Origin of the sequence: Actinomadura sp. GC306, from assembly GCF_004348665.1 — a bacterium.
Classification (GTDB): domain Bacteria; phylum Actinomycetota; class Actinomycetes; order Streptosporangiales; family Streptosporangiaceae; genus Spirillospora.
In genome coordinates, this window is record NZ_SMKM01000036.1 from 1 (window position 1) to 23025 (window position 23025).

The following is a 23025-nucleotide window of genomic DNA, read 5'->3' on the forward strand; positions in this document are numbered from 1 at the left end:
GGGCTCTGTGGCCAGGTAGTGATCGAGGCCGGTCGAGCGGACACCGTCACCCGGGCCGGCCAGCAGGCTTCGGTGCGTGCCTGAACCGGCCAGGAGAAGGCGCGCGGGTATGCCGCGGGACGCGGCGGAGACGAAGGCGACCAGGGCGGCGGCGGCCGGGGCCCTCGCCACGCCCAGGCCGAAGCCTTCGACCTCGGACGCCGTGACCTTCAGCGGCGGAAGGGCGTCCGCGCGGGCGGTGATGGGGCGGTCCTCGGACGGTTCGCCGCTGAGCGACGTGTCCAGGTGCGAGTAGAGCAGCACCCCCCGCGGGTCGCCCGCCTGGAGGTTCGCGCCGCCCCGCCCGTACCGCTGGACGTCCCAGTCGATCCACGGCCACCGCGCCGTGCACCAGGAGGCGAGGTGCACGGCGGCGGCGGCTTCGTGCCCGTGCGGCGACGGGACACGGTCCAGGACCTGGAGGGCGCGGACGATGTCCGCGTCCTCCGGTGCCCTGCTCAGAAACGGCCCCAGTCGTCGGCGGCCGGGCGCCACACGTCGATGTTGCGCGGGTCCGGCGGCATCCGGCGGGGGCGGTGCGTCTCGTGCTCCTCCGGCGTGAACACGCGGTGCCGGTCGCACAGCTCGAAGCGGGGGCCGTGCAGCGGCTCGTGCATGTAGAACGCGATGGACGTCGACGCCGAGTGGTTCACCAGGTCCGACGCGATCGGCTCGCCCTTGTAGAGGGCGCGGGCCCGGAAGCGCATGACGTGGTCGAGGCTCTTCGTCGCGAAGCACAGGTGCGCGACGTAGTGCTCCTTGTTGTTCTGCAGGGCGAGGCTGTGGTGGTACCGGTCCTCGCAGCGCAGAAACGTGGTGGAGCCGACGATCTCGTCCGACGACAGGAAGCCCAGCACCTTGGTGTAGAACTCCAGCGACTCCTCGTACTTCGCCGTCGCGATGAACGGGTGGACGAGGTCGACCGGGCGCAGGTCCGTGACCGGCGGCTCGGCGTACTCCAGGAAGCCGGTGAACAGCTCCACGATCAGCCCGTCCGGGTCGCGGACCGCGAAGCCGTCCGCGCACAGGTCCTTCTGCCGGTCCTGCAGTTCGAGGATCTCCAGGCCGGCGTCGGCGACGCGCTTGCGCAGGTCGGCGAGGACCTCTTCGTTCTCGACGCTGTAGCCGATCGCGACGGTGTGCCCCACCTCGTGCTGCGGCGCGCTGATCAGCTCGATCGAGTGGTGCTCGATGTCGGTGCGCAGGTAGGCGTACTCGTCCGTGCGCTGTTCGAGCTGGAGGCCCACGTGGTACTGGAGGAAGTCGATCGTGCGGTCCATGTCGGGGACCTCGATGCGGGCGTACTCCATCCCGTACGGGCCGCGCGGCCGCCCCGGCTTCGCGGGGATCTCGTAGGTGACGATGATGTGGTCTTCCATCACCGGGCGCCACCGCTCCCGGACGAACCGCTCGTGCGACTCGCTCTCCAGGTAGGCCATCAGGTCCTTCTCGGTGTCGAACTTCACCGAGAAGGCGTGCGTGTACCTGTCGCTGCGGGTGCTGATGTTGGGCCCGAGCGAGAAGTCGCGCATGGCCGGGTAGCGCTTCGGGAACGTGCGCAGCTCCGCGAGGATGGACTCGACGGCATCGGCCGACGCGTCCTCGCGGAACCGGAACGCGAGGTTGTGCTGGATCATCAGGGTTCCTCAGAGGATGAAGCTGAGCCGGGCGCCGGCGGTCAGGTGTTCGTGGCCGAGGATCGCCCGGCGCCGCCGGAAGCGCAGGCCCTCGTCGCCCGGGACGAGCAGGTGGTCGTAGCGACCCACGTAGGCGTCGAACTCCCCGTCGCGCGCCCGGTGGATGATGAAGGTCGCCGTCACCCGCAGCAGGCCCGGCTCGTCGTCCTCGCGCAGCCGGACGTTGGAGATCATCCGGGTCGTGCGGGACGGCGGGTTCTCCGCGTGCGCCTTGCGCGACTTGAGCCGCTTCACGCGGGCGCGGAGCAGGTCCCAGTCGTCGGTGACGTACGACCCCGACTCGAAGGGCGACTCGCCCTTCCAGTCGGTGGCGGGCACCTCGAACCGGGCGCCGGGCTCGAACAGCGCGAGCCAGTCGTCGTACTTCCAGGCGTCGAGGATCTCCGCCTCGGCGTAGAGGAAGTCCTCCACGTCGGCACGGGTGATCTCACTGCCGCCGATGAGTGCGGTCATCGCACGTTCCTCCCCTCAAGGAAGCGCTCGGGACGGTCGCCGGACACGTCCAGGCCGCCCTCGACGCCGATCGCGTCGACCCAGTGCCGCCAGAAGCCGCGCATCGCGCCCTCGTCGATGGAGCGGCCCTGGACGCCCTTGACCTCGTCGACCATGCCGCGGGACATGTCGCTGTAGTCCATCCCCGCGCGGGCGTCGGCGGCGGTGGCCTCGATGCCGCGCTGGACGGCCTCGTACGCCTCGATGTCGTCGGGCGTGGCGAGCCCGCCGGGGCCGACGAAGCTGACCATCGTCTTCATCCGCAGCGCGCGGGTGTCGGCGTCCTCGCCGCGGGGGGCGAGCTGCCAGGCGCGCACGTCGGTGTGGTCGGCCGCGACCGGTTCGAGCTGCCGGATCGACAGCCCTTCGAGGTCGAAGAGCAGCAGGTTCGGCCAGACGAACAGGATGTGGCTCTCGTCGGCGACGTACTTGGCGCGCTCGGGGCCGAGCCGCCGGTCCATCTCGGCGCGGTGCGCCTCGGTGCGGACCTTCTCGTCCTCGCCGAAGCGCGGCTCCCACAGCATGCTGATGCGGCCGCCGTGCCCGGTCAGGACGAGCAGGCTGTGCCCGTTGCCGAGGTTGTAGGCGTACTGGTCGTCGTCGGTGACGGCGAAGCCGGTCTCGCGCAGGTACCCGACGAAGGTGTTGTGCGTGGGCGAGAAGTGGTAGCCGTCCATGGCGTTCTCGACGCCGAGCTTCCAGTTGCCGCGCACCCCGTACATCTGCGTGCCGGGCAGGACCTCCATGCCGTCCGCGTGCTGCTCGGAGATCATCGTCATGTAGTCGGCGGCGTCCCCGAGGTAGTCCAGCAGCGGCGGGACGTCCGGGTCGAACGCGACGAACACGAACCCCTCGTGGCTCTCCAGCCGGGGCACGGAGCGCAGCTTCATCGAGTCGAGGAAGCCCTCGCCCGCGGCCTCGTAGGCGTCCTTGCCGGGGATCGCGGCCACGTCACCGCTGTTGCGGAACGTCCACGCGTGGTAGAAGCACTGGAACAGCTTGGTGGACCCCTCGCGCTCGCGGCACAGGATGGTGCCGCGGTGCGGGCAGGAGTTCAGCCACGCCTGGATGTTGCCCTCGGTGTCCCGGCAGAAGATCAGCGGCCGGCCACCGAGCGTTCGCGTCTTGAAGTCGTTGGGCGTGGCGACTTCCGTCTCGTGGCCCAGGTACAGCCACGTGCGCGCCCATATCCGGTCGCGCTCCGCCTGGAAGATCTCTTCCGAGCGGTACGCGGCCCGATTCACGCGGAAAGTCAGCGCGTCCCAGTCCTCGACGACCAGCCGCCCCGGAAGTCCCGTGCCATCCGGTCCGGGCATCGGGCTCCACCCCCTTCCACGCCGCTTCATCAGCAGCATCGTTCAACAATTCGAGATACCATCTCGCATCGTGTACAGACTTCCCCAGTTCCGCAGGTCATGTCAAGGGGCTGTACGGACGGATCACAACGGGCTTGACTAGGAGCGTCACGTTCATCATGATTGCGTCTCGCAGTGAGAGATGGCTTGCGGTGAAGCTACCGATACGTTACGTACTGGGCGCTTTACCCGCTGGTGTTGTGAATGACCCGCCATGACGCTCTCGCTCATGATGAGATGGCGTGTCATGCCGCCACGGCGCCGCCGCACGGTACGGGCAGCGGCCGGTGGCCGAGGCAGAAGCGAGGAACGGATGGCGACGAGGACCCCACGAGACACCCCGGCCGAGAGCGCCTCTTCGATCCAGACGGTGCAGCGCGCCGCGCTCATCCTGGACTCGTTCACGGTGAGCCGGCCGCATCTGAGCCTGAACGAGATCACCGCCCGGCTCGGTGCCAGCAAGGCGACCGCGCACCGGTACACCAAGGCGCTGCGGGCCGCGAACCTGCTCCGGTACGACGACCGCACCGCCCTGTACTCCCTGGGCCCGCAGGTGCTCACGCTCGCCGCCGCCGCCCGCGCCGCGCTGCCGATCGTGACCGCCGCGGAGCCGTTCATGGACCGGCTGGTCCAGCTGGCCGGGCAGACCGTCGTGCTGAGCATCTGGGACGGCGAGTCCCCCACGGTCGTGCGGTCGGCCGACAACACCGACCACCTGATCCGGATCAGCGTCCGCGTCGGGTCGCGGCTCGACCTGTCGACCTCCGCGCAGGGCCGGGTGTTCTGCGCGTACCTCCCGCCCGACCAGGTCCCGGCGCTGGGCAAGCTGCTGCGCCGCGCCCCGGAGCTGCGCGCGGAGCTCGACTGGATCCGCGAGCACGGGCTGTCGGTCAACTCGCCGTCCGAGAACGGGCTGCACACCATCGCGGCGCCCGTGTTCGAGGGCGACGCCATCATCGCGACGATGGCGATCGTCGGCACGTCCGTGGACGTCCCCCGCCAGGCCGACTCGCCCATGGCCGAGGCGCTGCTGGAGATCACCCAGGACCTGTCGCAACGCCTGGGCAACAACGGCGCCCCCCACCACATCGAGGCCGTCTGAACGTCGAGTTGCGGCGTGTCGCCCTTATGGGACGTTCCATAAGGGCGACACGCCGCAAGTGAACGGGTCAGGAGCGGTCGTCTAGGTCGTCTAGGTAGGTCAGGGACTTCGCGAAGTCCGCCCTTGGGGGGACGAAGATGTCGATGTTCACGCACGGCTCTTCCAGCGGCTCGATGTAGTGCTCGGCTCCCGCGGGCACCAGCAGGAACGTCCCGGCCGTCATCTCGTGCGGCACGCCCTCGACGTAGTAGTTGCAGCGCCCCTCGGAGATGTAGACGAGCTGGTCGAAGTCGGCGTGGCTGTGCGGGTTGAGGTCCATGCCGACGTCGAGGCTGTGGTGCGCGACCATGACCTCGTCGGTGGAGTAGACCCGGCGCCGCACCCCCTTGCGCAGCTCGGTCTCCGGCATGTCGGCCCAGCCGATCACCCTGTTGTAGAGCTTGGCGTTGCGTCCCTTGTCGGTCATCGGTTCCCCTCTCGGCCGGCCGCCGCTTCCAGTCCGGCGGCCAGAATCTGCAGGTCAGAGCCCGTCACGAGGTAGCGTGCGGCGGCCATCCCGTGGCCCTCCGCGGCGGCGATGGACGGGACCCAGCCGCCGAACGCGATGCCCTGCCGGCCGGCGGCCTTCTCGATCTCGGTCACGGCCGCGCGCAGCTCGGCGCCGCCCGGGTCGGCGCCGAGGCTCACCGCGAGGTCGGTGCCGCCGACGAAGACGACGTCCAGCTCACTGGTCACCGCGTCCCAGGAGTCGCCGCCCCGCCACCAGGGCGTCTCGATCTGCCCGACGAGCAGCGGCGGGTCGGCGCGTTCGGCGGCCAGGAACGCCGCCAGGCCGCCGGACGAGCGCAGCCCGAACCCGGCGGCGCGGTTGGCGAGGCTCACCGAGCGGGCCCCGTCCGGCGCGAACCGCGTGGCCCGGACGAGAGCGCGCGCCTGCGCCGCCGAGCCCAGCATCGACAGCTGTATCCCGGCGGCGCCGTTCTCCAGCAGGCGGCAGATCAGCGGCGCGTCGACCTCCGGCACGCGGACGAGCGCCGGCAGGCCGCAGCGCTCGGCGTGCCGGACGAGCCCGATCGCCTCGGCCTCGGTCAACGTGGAGTGCTCCAGGTCGACGACGACGAAGTCGAAGCCGGCGAGGGCGCACACCTCCACCACATCCGGCGCGGGCAGCTTGACGAAGGTCCCGGTGACCCGGGTCCCCTCCGCCAGCGCCGCCCGCAGCCGGGCCCGTGGCGAACGCTGCGGGGTCGTCATAGGCCGCGCCACGGGACGGTCTCGACCTCCGCACCGTTGTGCAGGACCAGCGCGGGCTGCAGCAGGGGCGCGGTGATGGAGTTCCCGGCGGCGTCCGGGAGGACGACCGGCTCGGTCTCCTCGACGACGGTGACGTGGGCGGGGCCGCCGGCCGCCAGGCGCCCGTAGCCCTCGGACTCCAGGCCGAGCAGCTGCGCCGGGCGCACGGTGGCGCGGGCGACGGCCTCGGTGAGCGGCAGGCCCAGCGCGACGAGCTTTGACATGCTGGTCAGCAGGTCGAACACCGGGCCGCGCCAGTTGCGGGCGCTGGTGTCGGAGCCGAGGACGTCGGGGTAGAAGCCCTTCTCGATCGCGGGCCGCGCGACCTCGAAGCTGAGGTTGCTCTTGCCGTGCGCCGAGTCGAACAGCACGCCGCGCTCGCGGGCGGCGAGCACCGCGGGGTGGACGGCGTCGCCGTCCAGGATGCCGTGCTCCTTGCCCGTGTAGCAGTGCGCGACGACGTCGCCGGGGCGGAGGTGGTCCAGCACGACCGGGAGCGGCTCGGACGTCTCGCCGATGTGCACCATCAGCGGCAGGCCCGCCTGCTCGGCCAGGTCGAGGGACTTCTTCAGCAGCATCTGCCAGTTCTCGCCGACCACGTCCTCGGAGAGGCGGATCTTGAAGCCGCGGACCACGTCGGGGTTCTCGGCGGCGGTGGCGAGGGCGTCGTCCGGGACGAGCGTGTCGGGGTTCATCAGCTCGCCGAAGCGGAAGTCGATGAGGCCGAGCACCGAGACGTTGAGGAAGTTCACGATCCGCATCGGGGACGGCTCGACCACCAGCTTGCGGAACGCGGCGAACGTGGAGGCGCCGGCCGTCCCGGCGTCGGAGGCGGCGACGACGCCGCGGCGCAGGTGCGCCTCGTCGGAGGGGGCGCCGACCGCGGACACGTACTGGAAGATGTGGGTGTGGCCCTCGACCAGGCCGGGGAGCACCCAGCGTCCGGTGCAGTCGATGACCTCCGACGCCCCGGCGGCGAGCCCCTCGCCCACGGCCGCGATCGTGGTGCCGTTGACGGCGACGTCGAGCACCGCGTTGGTGCCGGACGCGGGATCGATGACCGTCCCGCCCTTGAGCACCCGATCGTAGGCGGGCTTCTTGTCTTCGGTCATCGAGGTTCTCCCTGTTCTGTGAGGGTGGTGAGGGATACGCGGGTGCGCCGCCGCGGGCGGCGCCGGGCGCGGCGCGGGGTCACGCCCGGACCCGCGTGGTCAGGGGCAGGACGCCGTCGATCTCGATCCGGACGGTGTCGCCGGGCCGCAGGAAGTCGCCGCGGTCCTGGCCGGTCCCGGCGGGGGTGCCGGTCAGCACGACGTCGCCGGGGCGCAGGACGGCGTACCGGGAGATGCGGGCCAGCAGCTCGGGGATCGGGAAGATCATGTCGGCGCTGGTGGAGTCCTGGCGCTGCTCGCCGCCGACCCAGGAGCGGACACCGATCGTGTCCGGTCCGGCGACCTCGTCCCGGCTCAGCAGCGACGCGCCGAGCGGGGTGAAGCCGGGGAAGCTCTTGGCGAGGACGGGCCAGCCGGTGCGCTTCATCACGTCGCGGCAGCTCATGTCGTTGGCCGCGGTGACCGCGGCGACGGCGGACCAGGCGTCGGCCTCGTCGGCGCGGTCGAGGGTGCGGCCGATCACGACGGCGATCTCGGCCTCGTAGTCCATCTGCTCGGTCTGCTCGGCGGGCAGCCGGACGGCGTCGCCGGGCCCGCTCACCGACGACGGCGCGGCGAGGTAGAACACCGGCTCGGCCGGGAGGTCGCGCCCGGTCAGCCGCGCCTTGGAGTGGTAGTTCATGCCGATGCCCCACAGGGCCCGGGGGCGGACGGGCGCGAGCAGCGTCCCGGCCGTGTCGCCGGTGGCGTCGTCGAGCGGGATCCGCGCCACGACCTCGGCCGTGGCGAGCGCGTCCAGTGAGCCGGTCGCCTCGATGAGGGCGCCCGCGTCGGCGTAGGGGGTGTCGAGGACGGCGATCGCGCCGTCCTCGATCCGGCCGAGACCCTGCGAAGTCATCACAACATGCACAACGTCATCTTTCGATGCGAGATGGTGGACTGTCAAGCAATGAGAGACGGTATCTCACATTGCAACACGGGTGCCATCCGGGCAGCCCGTCCCGCCGCCCGGCGCACCGGCCGGGCGGCCGATCGGCCGCGATCAGGCGTCCGCTTTGGGGGCGTCGGCGAGCTGCCGGGCCACGTCGGACCCGTCCCAGTAGTCGACGCGGCGCGCCACCAGGCCCTCCGCGTCCACCCACAGCCGGAACACGCCGCGGACCCGGACCGGCGCGCGGCCGGCGGAAACGAGCCGGAACGACATCGAGTACGCCAGAACCGCCCGCACGTCCCGGACGACCAGGTCCTCCATGACGTACTTCAGGTCGGCGAAGTCGGCCAGGAAGCCGTCCAGCCGCTCCCGGTACGCCGCGCGGCCGACGACGCCCTTCCCCATCACCGAGGTGTGCTCGCTGACGAAGTTCTCCGCGACGCACGCGGCGACGGCGTCGGCGTCATGGCGGTTCAGCGCCGCGAGGTACCGGAGCACGGCCGCGCGGGTCCGCTCCTCGACCCGCGCGGCCGCGCCCGGTTCCGCCGGCCATGGCCGCCCGGTCAGGACCGCCCCCACTTGGCCCGCACGCTGTCGAACACCCGCTGGTCGTGCGAGATCTCGATGACGTTGCCGTCCGGGTCCTTCAGCGCGCAGATGTAGCCGACCGGGTCCGGCATCTGGCGCGGCTCCCAGTGCAGGCAGCCGAGCTCGCGGGCGCGCTCGGCCATCGCGTCCACGTCGGAGCGCTCGGGCACCTCGATGCCGATGTGCGCGAACGGCTGCAGCAGCCCGAGCTCCTTGCCGCGGTCCTTGTTGAAACAGACCAGCACGAGCACGAACGGCGTCTCCGCCTGGCCGTCGTTGGACAGCCAGACGCTCTCGCCGTCGGCGTCCTTGAAGCGCTCCACCACCACGAGCGGGGTGAGCGAGGTGTAGAAGTCGATCGACTTGTCCAGGTCCCCGCAGGGCAGCGCGACGTGCGTCCAGCGGGCGGTGGTCAGTCCGGTCACGTGGTCCTCCTCGGAATCGTCCGGGCCGGAGTTCCCCTGGCCCGCTTGCTCTTACAGGTCACGCCGTCCCCCGCTGGAACGCCTTGCCGAGGGCCCGCGGCTCGCGGTCCTTGGCGGCGAACACCAGCATGGCCACCAGCGCCAGCAGGTACGGGGCGACGATCAGCAGCTGCGAGTTCAGCTGGATGCCCAGCGCGGGCAGCGCCAGCCGCATCGCGTCGGCGAGCCCGAACAGCGCGCAGCCGAGCAGCGTGCGGCCCAGCCGCCACGCCCCGAAGATCACCGCCGCGATGACGATGAACCCGCGGCCCGCGGTCATGTTCTGGCTGAACGAGCCGACCTCGCCCACCGCCAGGTAGGCGCCGCCGAGCCCGGCGAGCAGCCCGCACCACAGCAGCGCCTGCCGCCGCCGCGCGTTCACGTCGATGCCGGTCACGTCCGCGGCCTGCGGATCCTCGCCGACCGCCCGCAGCTCCAGGCCCCACCGGCTGCGCTCGACCAGCCACCACGTCAGCGGCACCACGAGGATCAGCAGGTAGACCGGCCACCGCTCGACGAACAGCACCTGCCCGACGATCGGGATGTCGCGCAGCACCGGCACGCTGACCTGCCACACCTGGTGGCCGGTGAACGACCCGGTCACGATCAGGTAGCTCGTCAGCCCCAGCACCAGCGTGTTGAGGACGAGGCCGACCACGAACGTGTTCACCGCCGCGCGGTGCGACAGGTTGCCGTGCACGAACCCGATCAGCAGGCCGACCAGCATGCCGACGACCAGCCCCGACGAGGCGCTGCCGGTCACCGACGCGCCGGCGATCGCGCCGAACGCGCCGCCCAGCATCATCGCCTCGACGGAGATGTTCACCGTCCCGGCCCGTTCCGCGAGGTACTCCCCGCAGGCCGCGAACGCGAGCGGCACCGTCAGCCGGGCGCCGCTGGCGAGGATGGTGGAGATGTTGTCCGCGGCGCTCATGACGCCACCGCCTCCTTGGGCTTGGATGCCGGGGCGTCCGCGTCGGTGCCGGTGCCGCGGTTCGCGCGCCGGCGGCGCAGCGCCTCGGTCAGCACGGGCGGGACGACGAACGCGAGCACCAGCAGCGACTTGACCACGTCCACGAGGAAGTGCGGGACGCCGGTCGACGCCAGGAACCCGCCCCCGGAACGCAGCACACCGAACAGCAGCGCGACGGGGATCGCGGCCAGCGGGCGGTTGCGGGCGACCAGCGCCACCAGCAGCCCGTCCCAGCCGATGTTGTTGGAAAGGCCGACCTGCAGCCGGTTGGTGCCGACCGGGCTGGTCAGCAGGACCGCCCCGGCCAGGCCCGCGAACGCGCCCGACACGGCGAGCGCCGTCCCGCTGAGCGCCCCGACCCGCACCCCGGCGTGCCGCGCCGCCCGCGGGTTCAGGCCGAGCATCGTCAGCCGGAAGCCCCACCGGCTCCGCGCGATCAGCACCGCGATGACCACGGCCGCGAGCAGGGCGAGCAGCAGCCCGCCGTTGAGCTGCAGCCCCGGGTACTCGCCGAACGAGCCGAGCAGGCCGTTCTCCGGCAGCCGGTTGGACTGCGGCGACACCGTCGCGCCGCCGCGCCGCGTCTCCTGCAGCAGCGACTCGGTGTTCACCGCGTACGAGACGAGCTGCTGCGCGAGGAACGTCATCAGCAGCGTGCTCACCACGATGTTGACGCCGCGGAACCGGTGCATCAGCGAGCTCAGCCCGGCCCACGCCCCGCCCGCCAGCGCCGCCGCGAGCAGCGCGACCACCAGCAGCGCCGGCCCCGGCAGCGCAAGCCGGAGCCCGACCGCGGCCCCGGCCAGCGCGCCGATGAGCACCTGGCCTTCCTGGCCGAGGTTGAACACGCCGGCGCGGACGCACACGCACGTCCCGACCGCGACCAGCAGCAGCGGCGCCGTGTACAGCAGCGTCGAGCTGATCGCGGACGCGTCCGCGAGGCTGCCGTCGTACAGCGCCTTCACGGCCCCGCCCGGCGACCCGCCGGTCAGGCCGACCAGCACCGACGACACCGCCAGCGCCAGCGCGACGGCGACCGCCGTGGCCAGCGCCACCTGCGCCCCGCCGGGGCCGGGGTTCAAGGCGGCGGCCAGCCGCCGCCCCATCCGATCCGCCTCACTCACGGTGTTCCTCCCCGTCGCCTCCGGGACATCCCCGGTGACGCCTTCCCCCGTCACTCGTCACCCGCCGTTCCGACTCCCTCACGCGGCCACGCCCCCGACGAGCATGCCGAGGCGCTCGGCGGTGGCCTCCGCGGTGGGCAGCAGGCCGGCGATGCGGCCGCGGGAGATCACCGCGATCCGCGAGGACAGGGCCATGACCTCCTCCAGCTCCGTGCTGATGAGCAGGATCGCCACCCCGCTGGAGGCGGCCTTGCGCAGCCGCAGGTACATGTCCTCGATGGCTCCGACGTCCAGCCCGTGGGTGGGCTGGGCGGCGACCAGGACCGACGGGTTCGCCGACATCTCCCGGGCCAGGACCACCCGCTGCTGGTTGCCGCCCGACAGGCTGCGGACGGGGTTGTCCAGCGACGAGGTGATGATGTTGAACTCGGTCGCCAGCCGCCGGGCCAGCTCCTGGGTCCTGCGGCGGTCGACGAGCAGCCGGCCGCTCACGTTCTCCAGCGACTTCATCACCAGGTTGTCCGCGACGCTCATGTCGAGGACGACGCCGGAGGCGTGCCGGTCCTCCGGCACGATGCCGAGGCCGGCCTTGTGCAGGGCGCCCGGCTTGGCCGGGTCGACCCGCGCGCCGCCGATCTCGACGGTCCCGGCGGACGGCTCGACCAGGCCGGACAGCAGGTCGCCGAGCGTCGCCTGGCCGTTGCCCTCCACCCCGTACAGCCCGACGATCTCGCCCGGGGCGACGTCGAGGCTGAAGTCGTCCAGCAGCGGGACGCCGTCGGACCGGACGGTGATGCCGGACAGCCGCAGCGCGGGCTCGGCACCGGGTTCCGGCGCCTCCTCCGGCTGACGGCCGCCGCGGCGCTCCACCGGGAGCATGCCGAGGGCGGCGGCCTCGGCGCGCAGTGAGACGTCCCGGCCGACCATCTGCCGGGCCAGCTCCTGCGCGCCGGTCTCCTTGGTCACGCTGTGGAACGCGACCTTCCCCCGGCGCAGCACGGTCACCCGGTCGGTGGCCGTGGTGATCTCCGCCAGCTTGTGGCTGATCAGGATCACCGCGCGGTCCTCGCCGGCGACGACCTCGCGCAGCACGCCGAACAGCTCGGCCGACTCGGCCTGGGTGAGCACCGAGGTGGGCTCGTCCAGGACGAGGACGGACGGGTCGCGGCGCAGGCACTTGATCAGCTCGACCCGCTGCCGCTCCCCGGCCGACAGCCGGGACACGGGCGCGAGCGGGTCGATCGGCAGCCCGTACCGGGCGCCGACCTGCGTGACCTGCTCGCACGCCCGCGCCCGGTCGACCTTGCCGGTGTCGCCGAGCGTGACGTTCTCCCAGACGGTGAGCGGCTCGACGAGGCTGAAGTGCTGGTGCACCATGCCGATGCCGAGCGCGATCGCCTCCTGCGGGCCCGCGACGTCGACCGGGCGGCCGTCGTGGTGGATGGTCCCGGTGTCGCGCCGGACCAGCCCGAGCAAGATCTTCATCAGCGTGGACTTGCCCGCGCCGTTCTCACCCAGCAGTCCGTGGATCTCCCCGCGGTGGACCGTCAGGTCCACCGCGTCGCAGGCCACGACCGGCCCGTACGACTTCCCGATCCCGCGCAGTTCCAGCGCGGGCGCCCGGGACCCGCCGTCATGACCGGCGCCGTCGTGGAAGAGACCGTCACGATCGGTCATGTCACTTACCGAGCCTCTCCACTTCCGCGGCCGGGTCCAGCTCACCGTCGGCGATCGACTTCACGAAGGCGTCCAGCTTCTGCTGCACGGCCGGGTTCTCCTTGCAGAGCTTGATCGCCGGGAGCGGGTCCTTGCCGAGCGTCCAGACCTTCTCGATGCCGAGTTCGAGCTTCCCGGCCTCGAACAGCTTCAGCGCCTCGGTGAAGTAGTCGCCGGGGCTGTAGAGCACCGAGACGTCGAACTTCGGGTTGGTGGAGGCGCAGCGGTCGGTGCCCGGGGTCAGCGTGATGAGGTCCTTGGTGTTGGCCAGGGCCGTCGCGGCGTCGGTGGAGCCGCCGAGGTAGGGGTAGATGACCTCCGCGCCCTGGTCCATCTGGGCCTGCACGGCCTCCTTGGCCTTGGCCGCGTCGTCCTGGTCACCGGAGTAGGTCGTGGTGACGGTCGCGTCCGGGAGCACCGTGCGGACGCCGGCCTTGAACGCCTTGGAGGCGTTGATGTTGAAGTCGACCTCCATGCCGGCCACGAACGCGGCCTTGGTGGCCTTGCGCTCCTGCATCAGCAGGCCGGCGATGTGCCCGGCGGCCAGGATGCTCTGGGCGGCGTCGTCCGTGGACAGCATGATCCGCGGGGTCTGCTGGACGTTGCCGGAGCTCGGGACGTACCACGCGGTCTTCTCGCACACCGCCTCCTCCGAGGCGGGGATCGCGTCCTTCAGTTCGGACGCGCCCAGCGCGATCATGTCGACCTTCTGCTGGCACAGCGCGCGGGCCGCGCTGAGCGCCTCGGTCTCCGGGACGCTGCCGCGCTTGATGACCGTCCAGCCCTTCTCCTTCGCGAAGGCGTCGGCGCTGGTCACGAAGCTCTCGTAGTAGCCGTTGTCGTTGATGTCGCCGGGGCTGAGCACGCCGATGACGACCTTGCCGTCCCCGTTGACGTCGGGGTTCGGCACGACGCCGCCGCCGGCACCGGAGGAGGTGCTCTGGTTGGCGGTGGCGTCGCTGTCGGCACAGCCCGCGAGGGCGAGCAGGGTGGCGCACGCGACGGCCGCGCTCGCGATCCGTACCGTTTTGCGGTTCTTCACCTCAGGGGTCCTTTCGATCGGACGGTGAGAGGAGCAGGTTGCGGGAGCCCGGTGTGCCGGCGGTCGCGGTGACCACCGGCCAGCGGCGGGGGGGCCGCAGTCCGGCCGCGCGCAGCAGCGCGGCCGATCTCGACTCCGCCTCCCGGCGGAGTTCCGCCGTGTCCACGGTCGTGAGCCGGCGGTCGCGGACGACCGCCTTCCCGTCGACCAGGACGTCGCGGACGGTGTGGCCGGGTGCACCCCACACCAGGTGCGTGGCCAGGTCGCCGGGCGGCGTCCAGGCCGGGTCGTGCGTGTCGAGCACCACGAGGTCGGCGGCCTTGCCGACCTCGATCGACCCGACCAGTTCGCCGAGGCCGGCGGCCTCGGCACCGGCGCACGTGGCCAGTGCGAACGCCTCGTCGGCGCGCAGCGGCCACATGCCCCGGTCGTTTTCCAGGCCGGCCAGCAGCCCGGCCGTGCGCAGCACGTCGGGTGCGTCGCCGGCGTTGTGGGCGTCGCAGCCGAGCGCGACGCGGCCGCCGCGGCGGACCAGCTCGCCGTGCCGCCCGGCCCGCGTGTAGCCCTGGCCGAGCCGCAGGTACGCGCCGGGGCAGGACGCCACGGCGGTGCGGGTCGCGAGGACGGCCTCGACCTCGGCGTCGTCGAGCCACACGGCGTGGCCGAGCAGCAGCCGCGGCCCCAGCACGCCCAGCTCGCGCAGGTGGACGAGCGGCCGGCGGCCGGTGCGGCGCAGGTACGCCTCGGCGTCGCCCGGTCCGGGCGACATGTGGAAGGTCATGCCGGTGCCGAGCCGCTCGGCGAGTTCGGCGGCGCCGGTGAACAGCTCGTCGCTGACCAGGTCGTGGCCGACCAGCGTGACCCAGCCGGTCACCGGCCCTTCGGCGGGCAGGCTCCGGACGATCTCCTCCTGGCGGGCGACGGCCTCGGCGGCGGGCAGGGAGTGCGGCACGCCCGGGGCGTCCCAGCCCCAGCCGCCGACCCGTCCCCGGATGCCGGCCGCGGCCAGCCCCGCGGCGACCCGGCCCGGGTGCGCGACCGTGCCCGCCTCCAGGACGGTGGTGACCCCGCGCAGCAGCGACTCGGCGGCGGTCAGCGTCGCCGACAGCTCGTCGTCGTCGCCGGTGACGCGCCCGTGCAGCGGCACGGCCCAGCCGAAGATCGCCTCCTGGTCGTCGATGTCGTCGGGGATCACGCTGCGGATCAGCGGGTCCACCGTGCAGTGCTGGTGGGCGTTGACGAGGCCGGGGACGACCACGCAGCCGCTCGCGTCGATCTCCGCGGCGCCGGGGTGCGCCGCGCGGAGCGTTCCAACGGGGCCGATCCCGGCGATGCGGCCGTCCGCGACGGCGACGGTGGCGTCGGTGACGACCTCGCGTCCGGGCGCCATCGTCACGACCGTCCCGCCGGTGACCAGGAGCGGGGACCCGTTCGGCCCTGTGGTGTTCGGCCCTGTGGCGTTCGGCCCGGTGGCGTTCGGCCCGGTGGTGTTCGTTTCGGTCATGGGCGGACCAGGACCTTGCCGATGGCCGCGCGCGACTCGGCGGCGGCGAACGCGGCGGGCAGCTCGTCCATCCCGTACTCGGCCATCCGGACGGACCGCAGGCCGCCGCCGAAGTACGCGGCCAGCATCGCGGCGAACTCCGCCTCGGTGTAGGCGCCGGTGCCGAGCACCCGCAGCCCGCGGTGGTACACGCCCGCGAGGGACATCGTGACCTCGTCGCCGGTCGTGTTGCCGAACGTCACCAGGCGCCCGCCCGTGCGCAGGCAGTCCAGGGAGGTCTGCCAGGTCGCCGCGCCCACGTGGTCGAGCGCGAGGTCGGCGCCCTCGCCGCCGGTGAAGTGGCGCACGGCGGCGACGACGTCGGCGTCGTTGTGCAGCAGCAGGTCGGCGCCGAGGTCGGCGGCGAGCGCGAGCTTGGCGTCACTGCCGGCGACCGCGACGACCCGCGCCCCGGCGCGCTTGGCGAGCTGCACCGCGGCGATGCTGACACCGCTCGCCGCGGCCTGCACCAGCACGGTCTCGTCCGGGGCGACGGCGCCGACGGTGACGCTGGCGCGCCAGGCGGTGCTCCACGCCGACGGCAGCGCCGCGGCCTCGGCCAGCTCGACGTGATCGGGGACGCGGTGGACGAGCCGGACGGGCACCCGCACGTACTCGGCGAAGCCGCCCGCGGTGTTCCCGCCGACGACGCGGACGGCGGGGCAGTGGCCGGGGTCCCCGGCGGCGCAGCGCGGGCACGTCCCGCAGCCCTGCGTCGGGTCGATCACCACGCGGTCGCCGGGCGCGAACCCGGCGACCTCGTCCCCGACGGCCTCGACGTGGCCGGCGACGTCCATGCCGGCGATGTGCGGGAGGCGGAAGCCCGGCAGCACCGCGGGGCCGCGGCGCTGCAGCAGGTCGAGCCGGTTCAGCGCGCAGGCCCGGACCCGGACCAGCACGTCGCCGGGACCGGGGACCGGGTCGGCGATGTGCCGCAGCGACACCACCTCCGGGCCGCCGAACCCCGTCTGGACCAGCGCTTTCACCAGGGACCTCCGCCCTCGAACAGATCGATCTCATCTCGCATTGTGAGGCAGCGACTCGCAATGTGAGGCACACTCTGAACCCCGCTCACGGGGCGTGTCAACACCTGCGCCGGAATTCGCGGCGCGGCAGGTCAGCGGGCGAGCAGCCGCACCGCCACCGCCTTCTCCTGCGTGTACTCGCGCAGCGCCGCGTATCCGCCGCCCGCGCTGAACCCGCTGTCCTTCTGCATGTTGAAGGGGAAGCCGATGACGCCCGCGTCGTGGAACTGGTTCACCGCGACCTGGCCGGACCGCACCTGCTTGGCGGCGTGCAGCGCCCGCGACACGTCGTCGGTCCAGATGCAGGCCAGCAGCCCGAAGTCGGTGTCGTTCATCAGCTCGACGGCCTGCGCGGTCCCGCTGAAGCCCTGGATCGCGAGCACCGGGCCGAAGATCTCCTCGCGCACGACCCGCATGCCCCGGTCCACGCCGTCCAGGACGGTCGGCGCGACGAACCAGCCCTCGTCCGGCACCTCGGCCTCGGCCCCGCCCGCGACGACGCGCGCGCCCTCGCCCGGCGCCCCCTCCAGGAAGCCGAGCACGCGCTCGCGCTGCTCCCGGCTGACCAGCGGCCCCATGTCGAGGTCCTGGTCCCAGGTGCCGAGCCGGACCGCCTGCATGCCGGCGACGACGCGCTCGGTCACCTCGGCGCGGATGGATTCCTCGACGAGGAGCCGCGAGCCCGCGTAGCAGTTCTGGCCCGCGTTCTCGGTGATCGAGCCGACGATCGCCGGGATCGCCACGTCCAGGTCGGCGTCGGCGAACACCACATTAGGTGACTTTCCGCCCAGCTCAAGCTTCACCGGGACGAGGTTGTCGGCCGCGGCCCGCATCACCGCGCGTCCGGTGGCCGTCGAGCCGACGAAGCTGATGTGGTCGATGCCGGGGTGGGAGGTGAGCGCCACGCCCGCCTCCGCGCCGAGCCCGGTGACGACGTTGAACACCCCGGGCGGGATGCCGGCCTCGCGGGCCAGCTCCGCCAGCGCCAGCGGGCCGAGCGGGGCGACCTCGGACGGCTTGAGCACCACCGTGTTGCCGGCGGCGAGCGCGGGCGCGACGTTGGCGGCCGACAGCAGGGTCGGAACGTTCCAAGGCAGCGTCACCGCGCACACCCCGAACGGCTCCGGGATCGTGAACCCGAGGTAGTCGGGCGAGCGGGTGGGCAGCGTGACGCCGGTGAGCTTGTCGGCGGCGCCCGCGAAGTACGCGATGATCCCCTGCGCGATGTACGCGTTCAGCCGCCCGCCGGACAGCGGCTTGCCGACGTCGCGCGCCTCGTACCGGGCGAGGTCCTCGACGCGCTCCAGCACCAGCGCGGCCCAGCGGCCGAGCAGGGCGCCGCGCTCGCTGGGCGAGGTCGCCGCCCAGCCGGGGAAGGCGCGCCGGGCCGCGGCCACGGCGGCGTCGACGTCGGCCTGGCCGCCGCGCGCGATTTGCTGGATAACCTTGCTGTTCGCCGGGTCCAGGACGGGGAGTTCGCCCTGGTCACGGGCCGGAACCCAGGCTCCGTCGATCAGCTGGCGGGCGACCGGAATATCAAGTGCGGACATACTGGAATCCTTGACCGGAACTATCCCGCATGTCAAGATGCCGTATCTCTTTATGAAATGATTTTGGGAGGCCGCATGCGGGTCACCGCCGCCGTACTGGACCGTCCGGGGGAGCCCCTGGCCCTGCGGGACGTGGAACTCGGGCCGCCCCGGCCCGACGAGGTCCTGGTCCGGCTCAGCGCGGTCGGCATCTGCGCGACCGACCTTGAGTTCGCCGCGTTCTTCGAGGCGCCCGCCGTGCTCGGCCACGAGGGCGCCGGCATCGTGGAGAAGGTCGGCGACCGGGTCACGTCCGTCGCCCCCGGCGACCACGTCGCGCTGTCGTTCGCCTCGTGCGGGCGGTGCCGGCCCTGCCTGACCGGAACGCCCGGCTACTGCCTGAGCTTCGACGCGCTCAACTTCAGCGGGCGGCGCCCCGACGGGTCCTCGGCGGTCTCGCTCGGCGGCACCGAGATCAACGCGCACTTCCTCGGCCAGTCGGCGTTCGCCGACCACGTCGTCGCGCCGGAGCGGGCCGTCGTGCCGATCGGCAAGGACGCCGACCTCACGCTCGCCGGGCCGTTCGGCTGCGGCTTCCAGACCGGCGCGGGCGGCGTGCTCAACGTGCTGCGGCCCGCCCCCGGCTCGTCGATCGCGATCTTCGGTGCGGGGTCGGTGGGCATCGCCTCCGTCCTCGCCGCCGCGCTCAGCGGATGCACGACCGTCGCGGTCGTCGACCTCAACGCCGAGCGGCTGGCCACGGCCCGGTCCCTCGGCGCCACCCACGGCGTGACCGGCGGCGAGGGCGCCGCCGAGGAGCTGCGCTCCATCGCGCCGGACGGGTTCGACTACGTCCTGGAGACCACCGGCCGCGCGGACGTCCTCCGCACCGGCGTGGAGGCCCTCGCCCCGCTCGGCCACTGCGGCGTCATCGGCGTCGGCCCCAGCCAGGAGATGACCTTCGACTGGCGCAGCGTCCTCAACGGCCGCACGATCACCGGCATCATCGGCGGCGGCGCGATCCCGCAGGTCTTCGTGCCCGAGCTGCTGCGGCTGCACGCCGCGGGCCGGTTCCCGGTGCACGAGATCGTGGAGCACTTCCCGTTCGAGCGGATCGGCGAGGCCGTCGACGCGGCGAAGAGCGGGACGATCGGCAAGGCCGTCCTCACCTTCTGACGCCCGCGGAACTGACGCCCGCGGAACTGACGCCCGCGGAACCGGTCCCCGAAGTTCCCAGAGGCGCGGCTGGGCAACACCGCGCGGAAGCCATGCGGCACCTTGGAGTCGCGCACATGACACAGCAGCAGATGACACAGCAGCAGTTCGACCACCACTCGGACGAATGCAACGCCGACCCGGTCGCGTACTACGCCGGGTACCGCGAGGGCTGTCCCGTCGGACGCACCTCCGCGCACGGCGGGTTCGTCTACACGACGCGCTACGCCGACGTCGCGCGGATCGCCCGCGACGACGAGGCGTTCTCCTCCTCGCGCGAGGCGAACGGCGTGGACGGCGTCGCCATCGTCATCCCGAGCGGGCCGGGCCTGGAGCAGTACCCGATCGAGCTCGACCCGCCCCGCGCCACCGGCTACCGCGACCTGATCAACCCGCTGCTCACCCCGGCGGCGGTCGAGCGGCTGCGCCCGATGATCGCCCGGCACGCCGCGCGGGCCGTGGACGCGTTCATCGAGCTCGGCTCGGCCGACTTCGTCCGCGACCTGACCAACCCGGTCCCGGCCGCCGTCACCCTCGACTGGCTCGGCTTCCCCGAAGAGGACTGGGCGAAGCTCGCCGGGCCGGTGCACGACATCTTCGCCGCCCCCGCCGGCAGCGAGCGCGCGCTGCGCGGCGCCGAGGGCCTGGCGTACATGGAGCGGCGCATCCGCGAGCTGATCCGCGACCGCCGCGCCGAGCCCGCCGAGGACGCGGTCAGCGCGCTCGTCACCGCGCGCGACGAGGACGGGAACCCGTTCGGCGAGGACGAGCTCGTCTCGGTGATCGGGCTGCTCATCGCGGGCGGCGTCGACACCACGACCTCGCTGACCGGGTCGACGCTCGTCCACCTGAGCCGCCACCCCGAGCAGCGGCAGCGCCTCATCGACTCCCCGGACCTGCTGGACCGCGCCACCGAGGAGTTCCTGCGGGCGTTCGCGCCGTCGCAGTCGATGGCCCGCACCGCGCTGGACGACGTCGAGATAGGCGGCTGCCCCGTCAAGGCCGGCGAGCGCGTCCTGATCCCGTGGGTCGCCGCCAACCACGACCCCGCCGTGTTCCCCGAGCCCGAGGAGATCCGGCTCGACCGCGACGCGTCCCGGCACCTGTCCTTCGGGATCGGCTCGCACCGCTGCGCCGGCGCCCACCTGGCCAGGGCGATGTTCCGGGAGATGATGACGCAGGTCCTGACCCGGCTCCCGGACTTCCGGGTGCTGGAGGACGGCCTCGTCGAGTACCCGACGAGCGGGAACCAGAAGGGCTGGGACGCGATCCCCGCCGTGTTCACCCCCGGCCCGCGCGGGACCGGGACGTCGGTGGCGTCCACTCCCCTGGGCGCCGTGTACGACCTGACCGTGACGCGCGCCGAGGCGGCCGCCGACGGCGTGCTCGCCCTGACGCTGGCGCGGGCCGACGGCGCGGACATGCCCGCATGGGAGCCCGGCGCGCACCTTGAGCTGCGGCTTCCGTCCGGCCGCGTCCGCCAGTACTCGCTGTGCGGCGACCCGGCCGACCGGTCGCACTACCGCGTCGCCGTGCTGCGCGAGGCGGACGGCCGAGGCGGCTCGGAGGAGGTGCACGCGCTCGCCCGCGACGGCGTCACGTTCGGCGTCCGGGGCCCGCGCAACCACTTCCCGCTGGTGGACGCCCCGTCCTACCTGTTCCTCGCGGGCGGGATCGGCGTCACGCCGATCCTGGCCATGGTCCGCGCGGCCGCGGCGCGGGGGGCCGACTTCCGCGTCGTGTACGGCGGCCGCACCCGCGCGACGATGGCGTTCCGCGACGAGCTCGCGGCCCTCGCCGGCGACCGGCTGCGGGTGCTGCCGCAGGACGAGGCCGGCGTCCCGGACCTGACGGCGGTCCTCGCCGAGGCCGGGCCGGACACCGCCGTCTACTGCTGCGGCCCCACCGGGATGATCGCCGCGGCGGAGGGCGTCTGCGACGAGCTGGGCATCCGTCCCCGCCTGCACGTCGAGCGCTTCACCGGCGACGACTCGCTGGAGGTGGCGTTCGACCCGTCGCTGAACACCGAGTTCGACGTCCACCTCGCGCGGACGGGCGTCACGATGCGCGTCCCCGCCGACCGGCGGCTCATCGAGGTGGTCCAGGAGGCGGTGCCGGGCCTGTCGTACGACTGCGAGAAGGGGTACTGCGGCGCGTGCGAGACGCGCGTCCTGGCCGGGGAGCCCGAGCACCGCGACTCGCTGCTCACCGAGGAGGAGCGCGCCGCGGGCAAGACCATGATGATCTGCGTGGGCCGCTGCACCTCGTCCCGCCTGGTGCTCGATCTATAGGTTCCACGCGAGACGCCATCTCGTATGGTGCGGTTTTTACACGCGGTTAACGGTCTCGGAACGGTGCCGCACCACCGGGCGGCGAGCATTCGGACATGCTTCAGCCCAAAGAAGGCCGGATCGACGGCGCGCACTACCTCCCGACCACCCCCGAGACCTGCCTGTGGGGCCGGCTCCCGAACCGGGACCGGCCCCCAGTGCTGCGTGTCGCGTCCGGCGACACCGTCACCATCGACACGCTCAGCCACGAGGGCATCCTTGAGGACCAGGGCCGCGACCCGGTCACCTACCTCGCGGGATTCGGCGTCCCCGCCGGCGAGGTCCTCGACGACGCCCGCGACCTGGCGGCGTCCGGGGTCGCCCACGACTACGACGTGGACGGCCCGCACGTGGTCACCGGCCCGATCGAGGTCGCCGGCGCGGAGCCCGGCGACGTGCTGCGGGTCGACACGCTCGGCCTGCTGATCCGGGCGCCGTACGGCTTCATCAGCAGCAGGCACGGCTACGGGGCGCTGCCCGGCGAGTACCCCGAGACCGCCCCCGACAGCGGCCCCGGCGCGGACGGCGACCGCGCCTACAACAGCGTGTGCGAGTTCATCGAGGTCATCGAGGAGGCCGGGCGCCTGCACGGGACGCTCCCGTACGGCCAGGGCCGCGCCGCGCGCTTCCCGCTGGCGCCCTTCCTCGGGCTGATGGGCGTGGCGTCCGACACCTCCGACCCCGTCCACTCGGTGCCGCCGGGCGGCCACGGCGGCAACCTCGACATCAAGGAACTCCAGGTCGGCTCGTCGCTCTACCTGCCCGTCCACATCCCCGGCGCCGGCTTCTACACGGGCGACCCGCACTACGCCCAGGGGAACGGAGAGGTCGCGCTCACCGCCCTGGAGGCACCGCTACGCGCGACGCTGCGGCTCACCGTGATCCCGCGCGCGGAGGCGTCCACCCTGCTCGGGATGCTGGACGAGCCGTTCGCCGAGACCGCCACGCACTGGATGCCGCTCGGCCTCCACGAGGACCTCGACGAGGCCGTACGTCGCGCCGTACGGGCCGCGGTCGGCTTCCTGGCGGCGACCCAGGGGATGCCCCGGCACTCCGCCCTCGCCTATCTCAGCGGCGCCGCCGACTTCGAGATCAGCCAGGTCGTGGACGGGATCAAGGGCGTCCACTGCATGATCCGCAAAGCCGACTTCCGCTAGCCGCGCCCGTCCTTGGAACCGTCTCCGGAGCGCTCGCCCTTCTCGTCCGCCACGGGGTGCTCCACCAGGGCCAGCACCCGGTTCGACATGAATCGGGCCGTGCGGATCGTGGTGCCCGTGCGGGTCACCTCGCTGACCTCCACCACCCCGCGCCGGTTGCCGATCTCGACGCGGCGCCCGGCGCGGGTCGCGGCGACCTCGTAGGTCTTGGTCGCGGAGCCGCCGACGTCCACCACGATCTCGACCCAGTCACCCTTCATGGGCACCCCCAGAAGCATCCGAACGCCTGTTCGATATG

At 72.7% G+C, this 23025-nt stretch carries 22 protein-coding genes; 4 read left to right on the top strand and 18 right to left on the bottom strand.

The genetic code is table 11. The features are described from left to right. The 4 genes from E1200_RS08145 to E1200_RS08160 form a co-directional block, all read right to left on the bottom strand. The coding region (locus tag E1200_RS08145; protein ID WP_131951195.1) for a hypothetical protein at window positions 1-534 on the bottom strand (534 nt) is incomplete at its 3' end. Next, entirely contained in the window at window positions 498-1676 is a 1179-nt protein-coding gene (locus tag E1200_RS08150) for a Dabb family protein (RefSeq protein WP_131951196.1), read from the bottom strand. The genes E1200_RS08150 and E1200_RS08145, both read right to left, overlap by 37 nt. Before the next feature lie 9 nt (window positions 1677-1685). Next, a complete protein-coding gene (locus tag E1200_RS08155; protein WP_131951197.1) occupies window positions 1686-2189 on the bottom strand; it encodes an aromatic-ring-hydroxylating dioxygenase subunit beta in 504 nt (167 codons plus the stop codon). Beyond that, complete coding sequence (locus E1200_RS08160; protein ID WP_165950245.1) at window positions 2186-3544, bottom strand: aromatic ring-hydroxylating dioxygenase subunit alpha; 1359 nt, start codon at window positions 3542-3544, stop codon at window positions 2186-2188. The genes E1200_RS08155 and E1200_RS08160 overlap by 4 nt, the downstream gene beginning before the upstream one ends. 352 nt (window positions 3545-3896) lie before the next feature. On the opposite strand from E1200_RS08160, the gene E1200_RS08165 reads away from it, so the two are divergent. Beyond that, window positions 3897-4685 (top strand): IclR family transcriptional regulator, encoded by a 789-nt coding sequence (locus E1200_RS08165; RefSeq protein ID WP_165950246.1) that lies wholly within the window; start codon window positions 3897-3899, stop codon window positions 4683-4685. Window positions 4686-4752: 67 nt separating this feature from the next. Here E1200_RS08165 and E1200_RS08170 read toward each other — a convergent pair whose 3' ends face one another. From E1200_RS08170 to E1200_RS08230, 13 genes are all read right to left on the bottom strand, one after another. Next, entirely contained in the window at window positions 4753-5151 is a 399-nt protein-coding gene (locus E1200_RS08170; RefSeq protein WP_131951200.1) for a cupin domain-containing protein, read from the bottom strand. Further along, a complete protein-coding gene (locus E1200_RS08175) occupies window positions 5148-5939 on the bottom strand; it encodes an aldolase/citrate lyase family protein (RefSeq protein ID WP_131951201.1) in 792 nt (263 codons plus the stop codon). Before E1200_RS08175 ends, E1200_RS08170 begins: the two co-directional genes overlap by 4 nt. After that, window positions 5936-7090 (bottom strand): amidohydrolase/deacetylase family metallohydrolase, encoded by a 1155-nt coding sequence (locus E1200_RS08180; RefSeq protein WP_131951202.1) that lies wholly within the window; start codon window positions 7088-7090, stop codon window positions 5936-5938. The genes E1200_RS08175 and E1200_RS08180 overlap by 4 nt, the downstream gene beginning before the upstream one ends. Before the next feature lie 79 nt (window positions 7091-7169). Beyond that, a complete protein-coding gene (locus tag E1200_RS08185) occupies window positions 7170-7988 on the bottom strand; it encodes a fumarylacetoacetate hydrolase family protein (protein WP_131951203.1) in 819 nt (272 codons plus the stop codon). A 144-nt stretch (window positions 7989-8132) separates the two neighbouring features. Beyond that, window positions 8133-8600: a nuclear transport factor 2 family protein gene (locus E1200_RS08190; RefSeq protein ID WP_243708412.1), complete on the bottom strand. Its 468-nt coding sequence runs from the start codon at window positions 8598-8600 to the stop codon at window positions 8133-8135. Beyond that, window positions 8585-9034: a VOC family protein gene (locus tag E1200_RS08195; RefSeq protein WP_131951204.1), complete on the bottom strand. Its 450-nt coding sequence runs from the start codon at window positions 9032-9034 to the stop codon at window positions 8585-8587. Before E1200_RS08195 ends, E1200_RS08190 begins: the two co-directional genes overlap by 16 nt. A gap of 58 nt (window positions 9035-9092) precedes the next feature. Next, window positions 9093-10007, bottom strand: coding sequence for an ABC transporter permease (locus E1200_RS08200; RefSeq protein ID WP_131951205.1), 915 nt, complete (start codon window positions 10005-10007; stop codon window positions 9093-9095). After that, window positions 10004-11170, bottom strand: coding sequence for an ABC transporter permease (locus tag E1200_RS08205; RefSeq protein ID WP_207933237.1), 1167 nt, complete (start codon window positions 11168-11170; stop codon window positions 10004-10006). Before E1200_RS08205 ends, E1200_RS08200 begins: the two co-directional genes overlap by 4 nt. Before the next feature lie 78 nt (window positions 11171-11248). Further along, entirely contained in the window at window positions 11249-12847 is a 1599-nt protein-coding gene (locus tag E1200_RS08210) for an ABC transporter ATP-binding protein (RefSeq protein ID WP_131951206.1), read from the bottom strand. A gap of 1 nt (window position 12848) precedes the next feature. Further along, a complete protein-coding gene (locus E1200_RS08215; protein WP_207933238.1) occupies window positions 12849-13928 on the bottom strand; it encodes a BMP family ABC transporter substrate-binding protein in 1080 nt (359 codons plus the stop codon). A gap of 1 nt (window position 13929) precedes the next feature. Then, window positions 13930-15432 (bottom strand): amidohydrolase family protein, encoded by a 1503-nt coding sequence (locus tag E1200_RS08220; protein WP_131951207.1) that lies wholly within the window; start codon window positions 15430-15432, stop codon window positions 13930-13932. Then, window positions 15429-16457, bottom strand: a complete 1029-nt coding sequence (locus tag E1200_RS08225) for a zinc-binding dehydrogenase (RefSeq protein ID WP_131951208.1) — start codon at window positions 16455-16457, stop codon at window positions 15429-15431. Before E1200_RS08225 ends, E1200_RS08220 begins: the two co-directional genes overlap by 4 nt. A 131-nt stretch (window positions 16458-16588) precedes the next feature. Beyond that, window positions 16589-18046, bottom strand: coding sequence for an aldehyde dehydrogenase family protein (locus tag E1200_RS08230; protein ID WP_131951209.1), 1458 nt, complete (start codon window positions 18044-18046; stop codon window positions 16589-16591). A gap of 75 nt (window positions 18047-18121) precedes the next feature. Between E1200_RS08230 and E1200_RS08235 the strand changes: the two genes are divergently transcribed. The 3 genes from E1200_RS08235 to E1200_RS08245 all read left to right on the top strand — a co-directional run bounded on the left by E1200_RS08235 (window position 18122) and on the right by E1200_RS08245 (window position 22727). Continuing rightward, complete coding sequence (locus E1200_RS08235; protein WP_131951210.1) at window positions 18122-19201, top strand: NAD(P)-dependent alcohol dehydrogenase; 1080 nt, start codon at window positions 18122-18124, stop codon at window positions 19199-19201. Window positions 19202-19317: 116 nt separating this feature from the next. Then, window positions 19318-21531, top strand: a complete 2214-nt coding sequence (locus E1200_RS08240; protein ID WP_165950247.1) for a cytochrome P450 — start codon at window positions 19318-19320, stop codon at window positions 21529-21531. A gap of 95 nt (window positions 21532-21626) precedes the next feature. Further along, window positions 21627-22727 (top strand): acetamidase/formamidase family protein, encoded by a 1101-nt coding sequence (locus tag E1200_RS08245; protein ID WP_131951212.1) that lies wholly within the window; start codon window positions 21627-21629, stop codon window positions 22725-22727. Here E1200_RS08245 and E1200_RS08250 read toward each other — a convergent pair. Then, a complete protein-coding gene (locus tag E1200_RS08250) occupies window positions 22724-22987 on the bottom strand; it encodes a hypothetical protein (protein WP_131951213.1) in 264 nt (87 codons plus the stop codon). The two genes, E1200_RS08245 and E1200_RS08250, sit on opposite strands and share 4 nt — an antisense overlap. Window positions 22988-23025: the final 38 nt, after the last annotated feature.

What these genes read in the sequence shown, in the direction of transcription:
- E1200_RS08230 (WP_131951209.1), bottom strand. Translation starts at nt 18,046, where the DNA reads ATGTCCGCACTTGATATTCCGGTCGCCCGCCAGCTGATCGACGGAGCC.
- E1200_RS08180 (WP_131951202.1), bottom strand. Translation starts at nt 7,090, where the DNA reads ATGACCGAAGACAAGAAGCCCGCCTACGATCGGGTGCTCAAGGGCGGG.
- E1200_RS08210 (WP_131951206.1), bottom strand. Translation starts at nt 12,847, where the DNA reads ATGACCGATCGTGACGGTCTCTTCCACGACGGCGCCGGTCATGACGGC.
- E1200_RS08235 (WP_131951210.1), top strand. Translation starts at nt 18,122, where the DNA reads ATGCGGGTCACCGCCGCCGTACTGGACCGTCCGGGGGAGCCCCTGGCC.
- E1200_RS08150 (WP_131951196.1), bottom strand. Translation starts at nt 1,676, where the DNA reads ATGATCCAGCACAACCTCGCGTTCCGGTTCCGCGAGGACGCGTCGGCC.
- E1200_RS08240 (WP_165950247.1), top strand. Translation starts at nt 19,318, where the DNA reads ATGACACAGCAGCAGATGACACAGCAGCAGTTCGACCACCACTCGGAC.
- E1200_RS08245 (WP_131951212.1), top strand. Translation starts at nt 21,627, where the DNA reads ATGCTTCAGCCCAAAGAAGGCCGGATCGACGGCGCGCACTACCTCCCG.
- E1200_RS08185 (WP_131951203.1), bottom strand. Translation starts at nt 7,988, where the DNA reads ATGACTTCGCAGGGTCTCGGCCGGATCGAGGACGGCGCGATCGCCGTC.
- E1200_RS08160 (WP_165950245.1), bottom strand. Translation starts at nt 3,544, where the DNA reads ATGCCCGGACCGGATGGCACGGGACTTCCGGGGCGGCTGGTCGTCGAG.
- E1200_RS08175 (WP_131951201.1), bottom strand. Translation starts at nt 5,939, where the DNA reads ATGACGACCCCGCAGCGTTCGCCACGGGCCCGGCTGCGGGCGGCGCTG.
- E1200_RS08200 (WP_131951205.1), bottom strand. Translation starts at nt 10,007, where the DNA reads ATGAGCGCCGCGGACAACATCTCCACCATCCTCGCCAGCGGCGCCCGG.
- E1200_RS08165 (WP_165950246.1), top strand. Translation starts at nt 3,897, where the DNA reads ATGGCGACGAGGACCCCACGAGACACCCCGGCCGAGAGCGCCTCTTCG.
- E1200_RS08155 (WP_131951197.1), bottom strand. Translation starts at nt 2,189, where the DNA reads ATGACCGCACTCATCGGCGGCAGTGAGATCACCCGTGCCGACGTGGAG.
- E1200_RS08250 (WP_131951213.1), bottom strand. Translation starts at nt 22,987, where the DNA reads ATGAAGGGTGACTGGGTCGAGATCGTGGTGGACGTCGGCGGCTCCGCG.
- E1200_RS08220 (WP_131951207.1), bottom strand. Translation starts at nt 15,432, where the DNA reads ATGACCGAAACGAACACCACCGGGCCGAACGCCACCGGGCCGAACGCC.
- E1200_RS08170 (WP_131951200.1), bottom strand. Translation starts at nt 5,151, where the DNA reads ATGACCGACAAGGGACGCAACGCCAAGCTCTACAACAGGGTGATCGGC.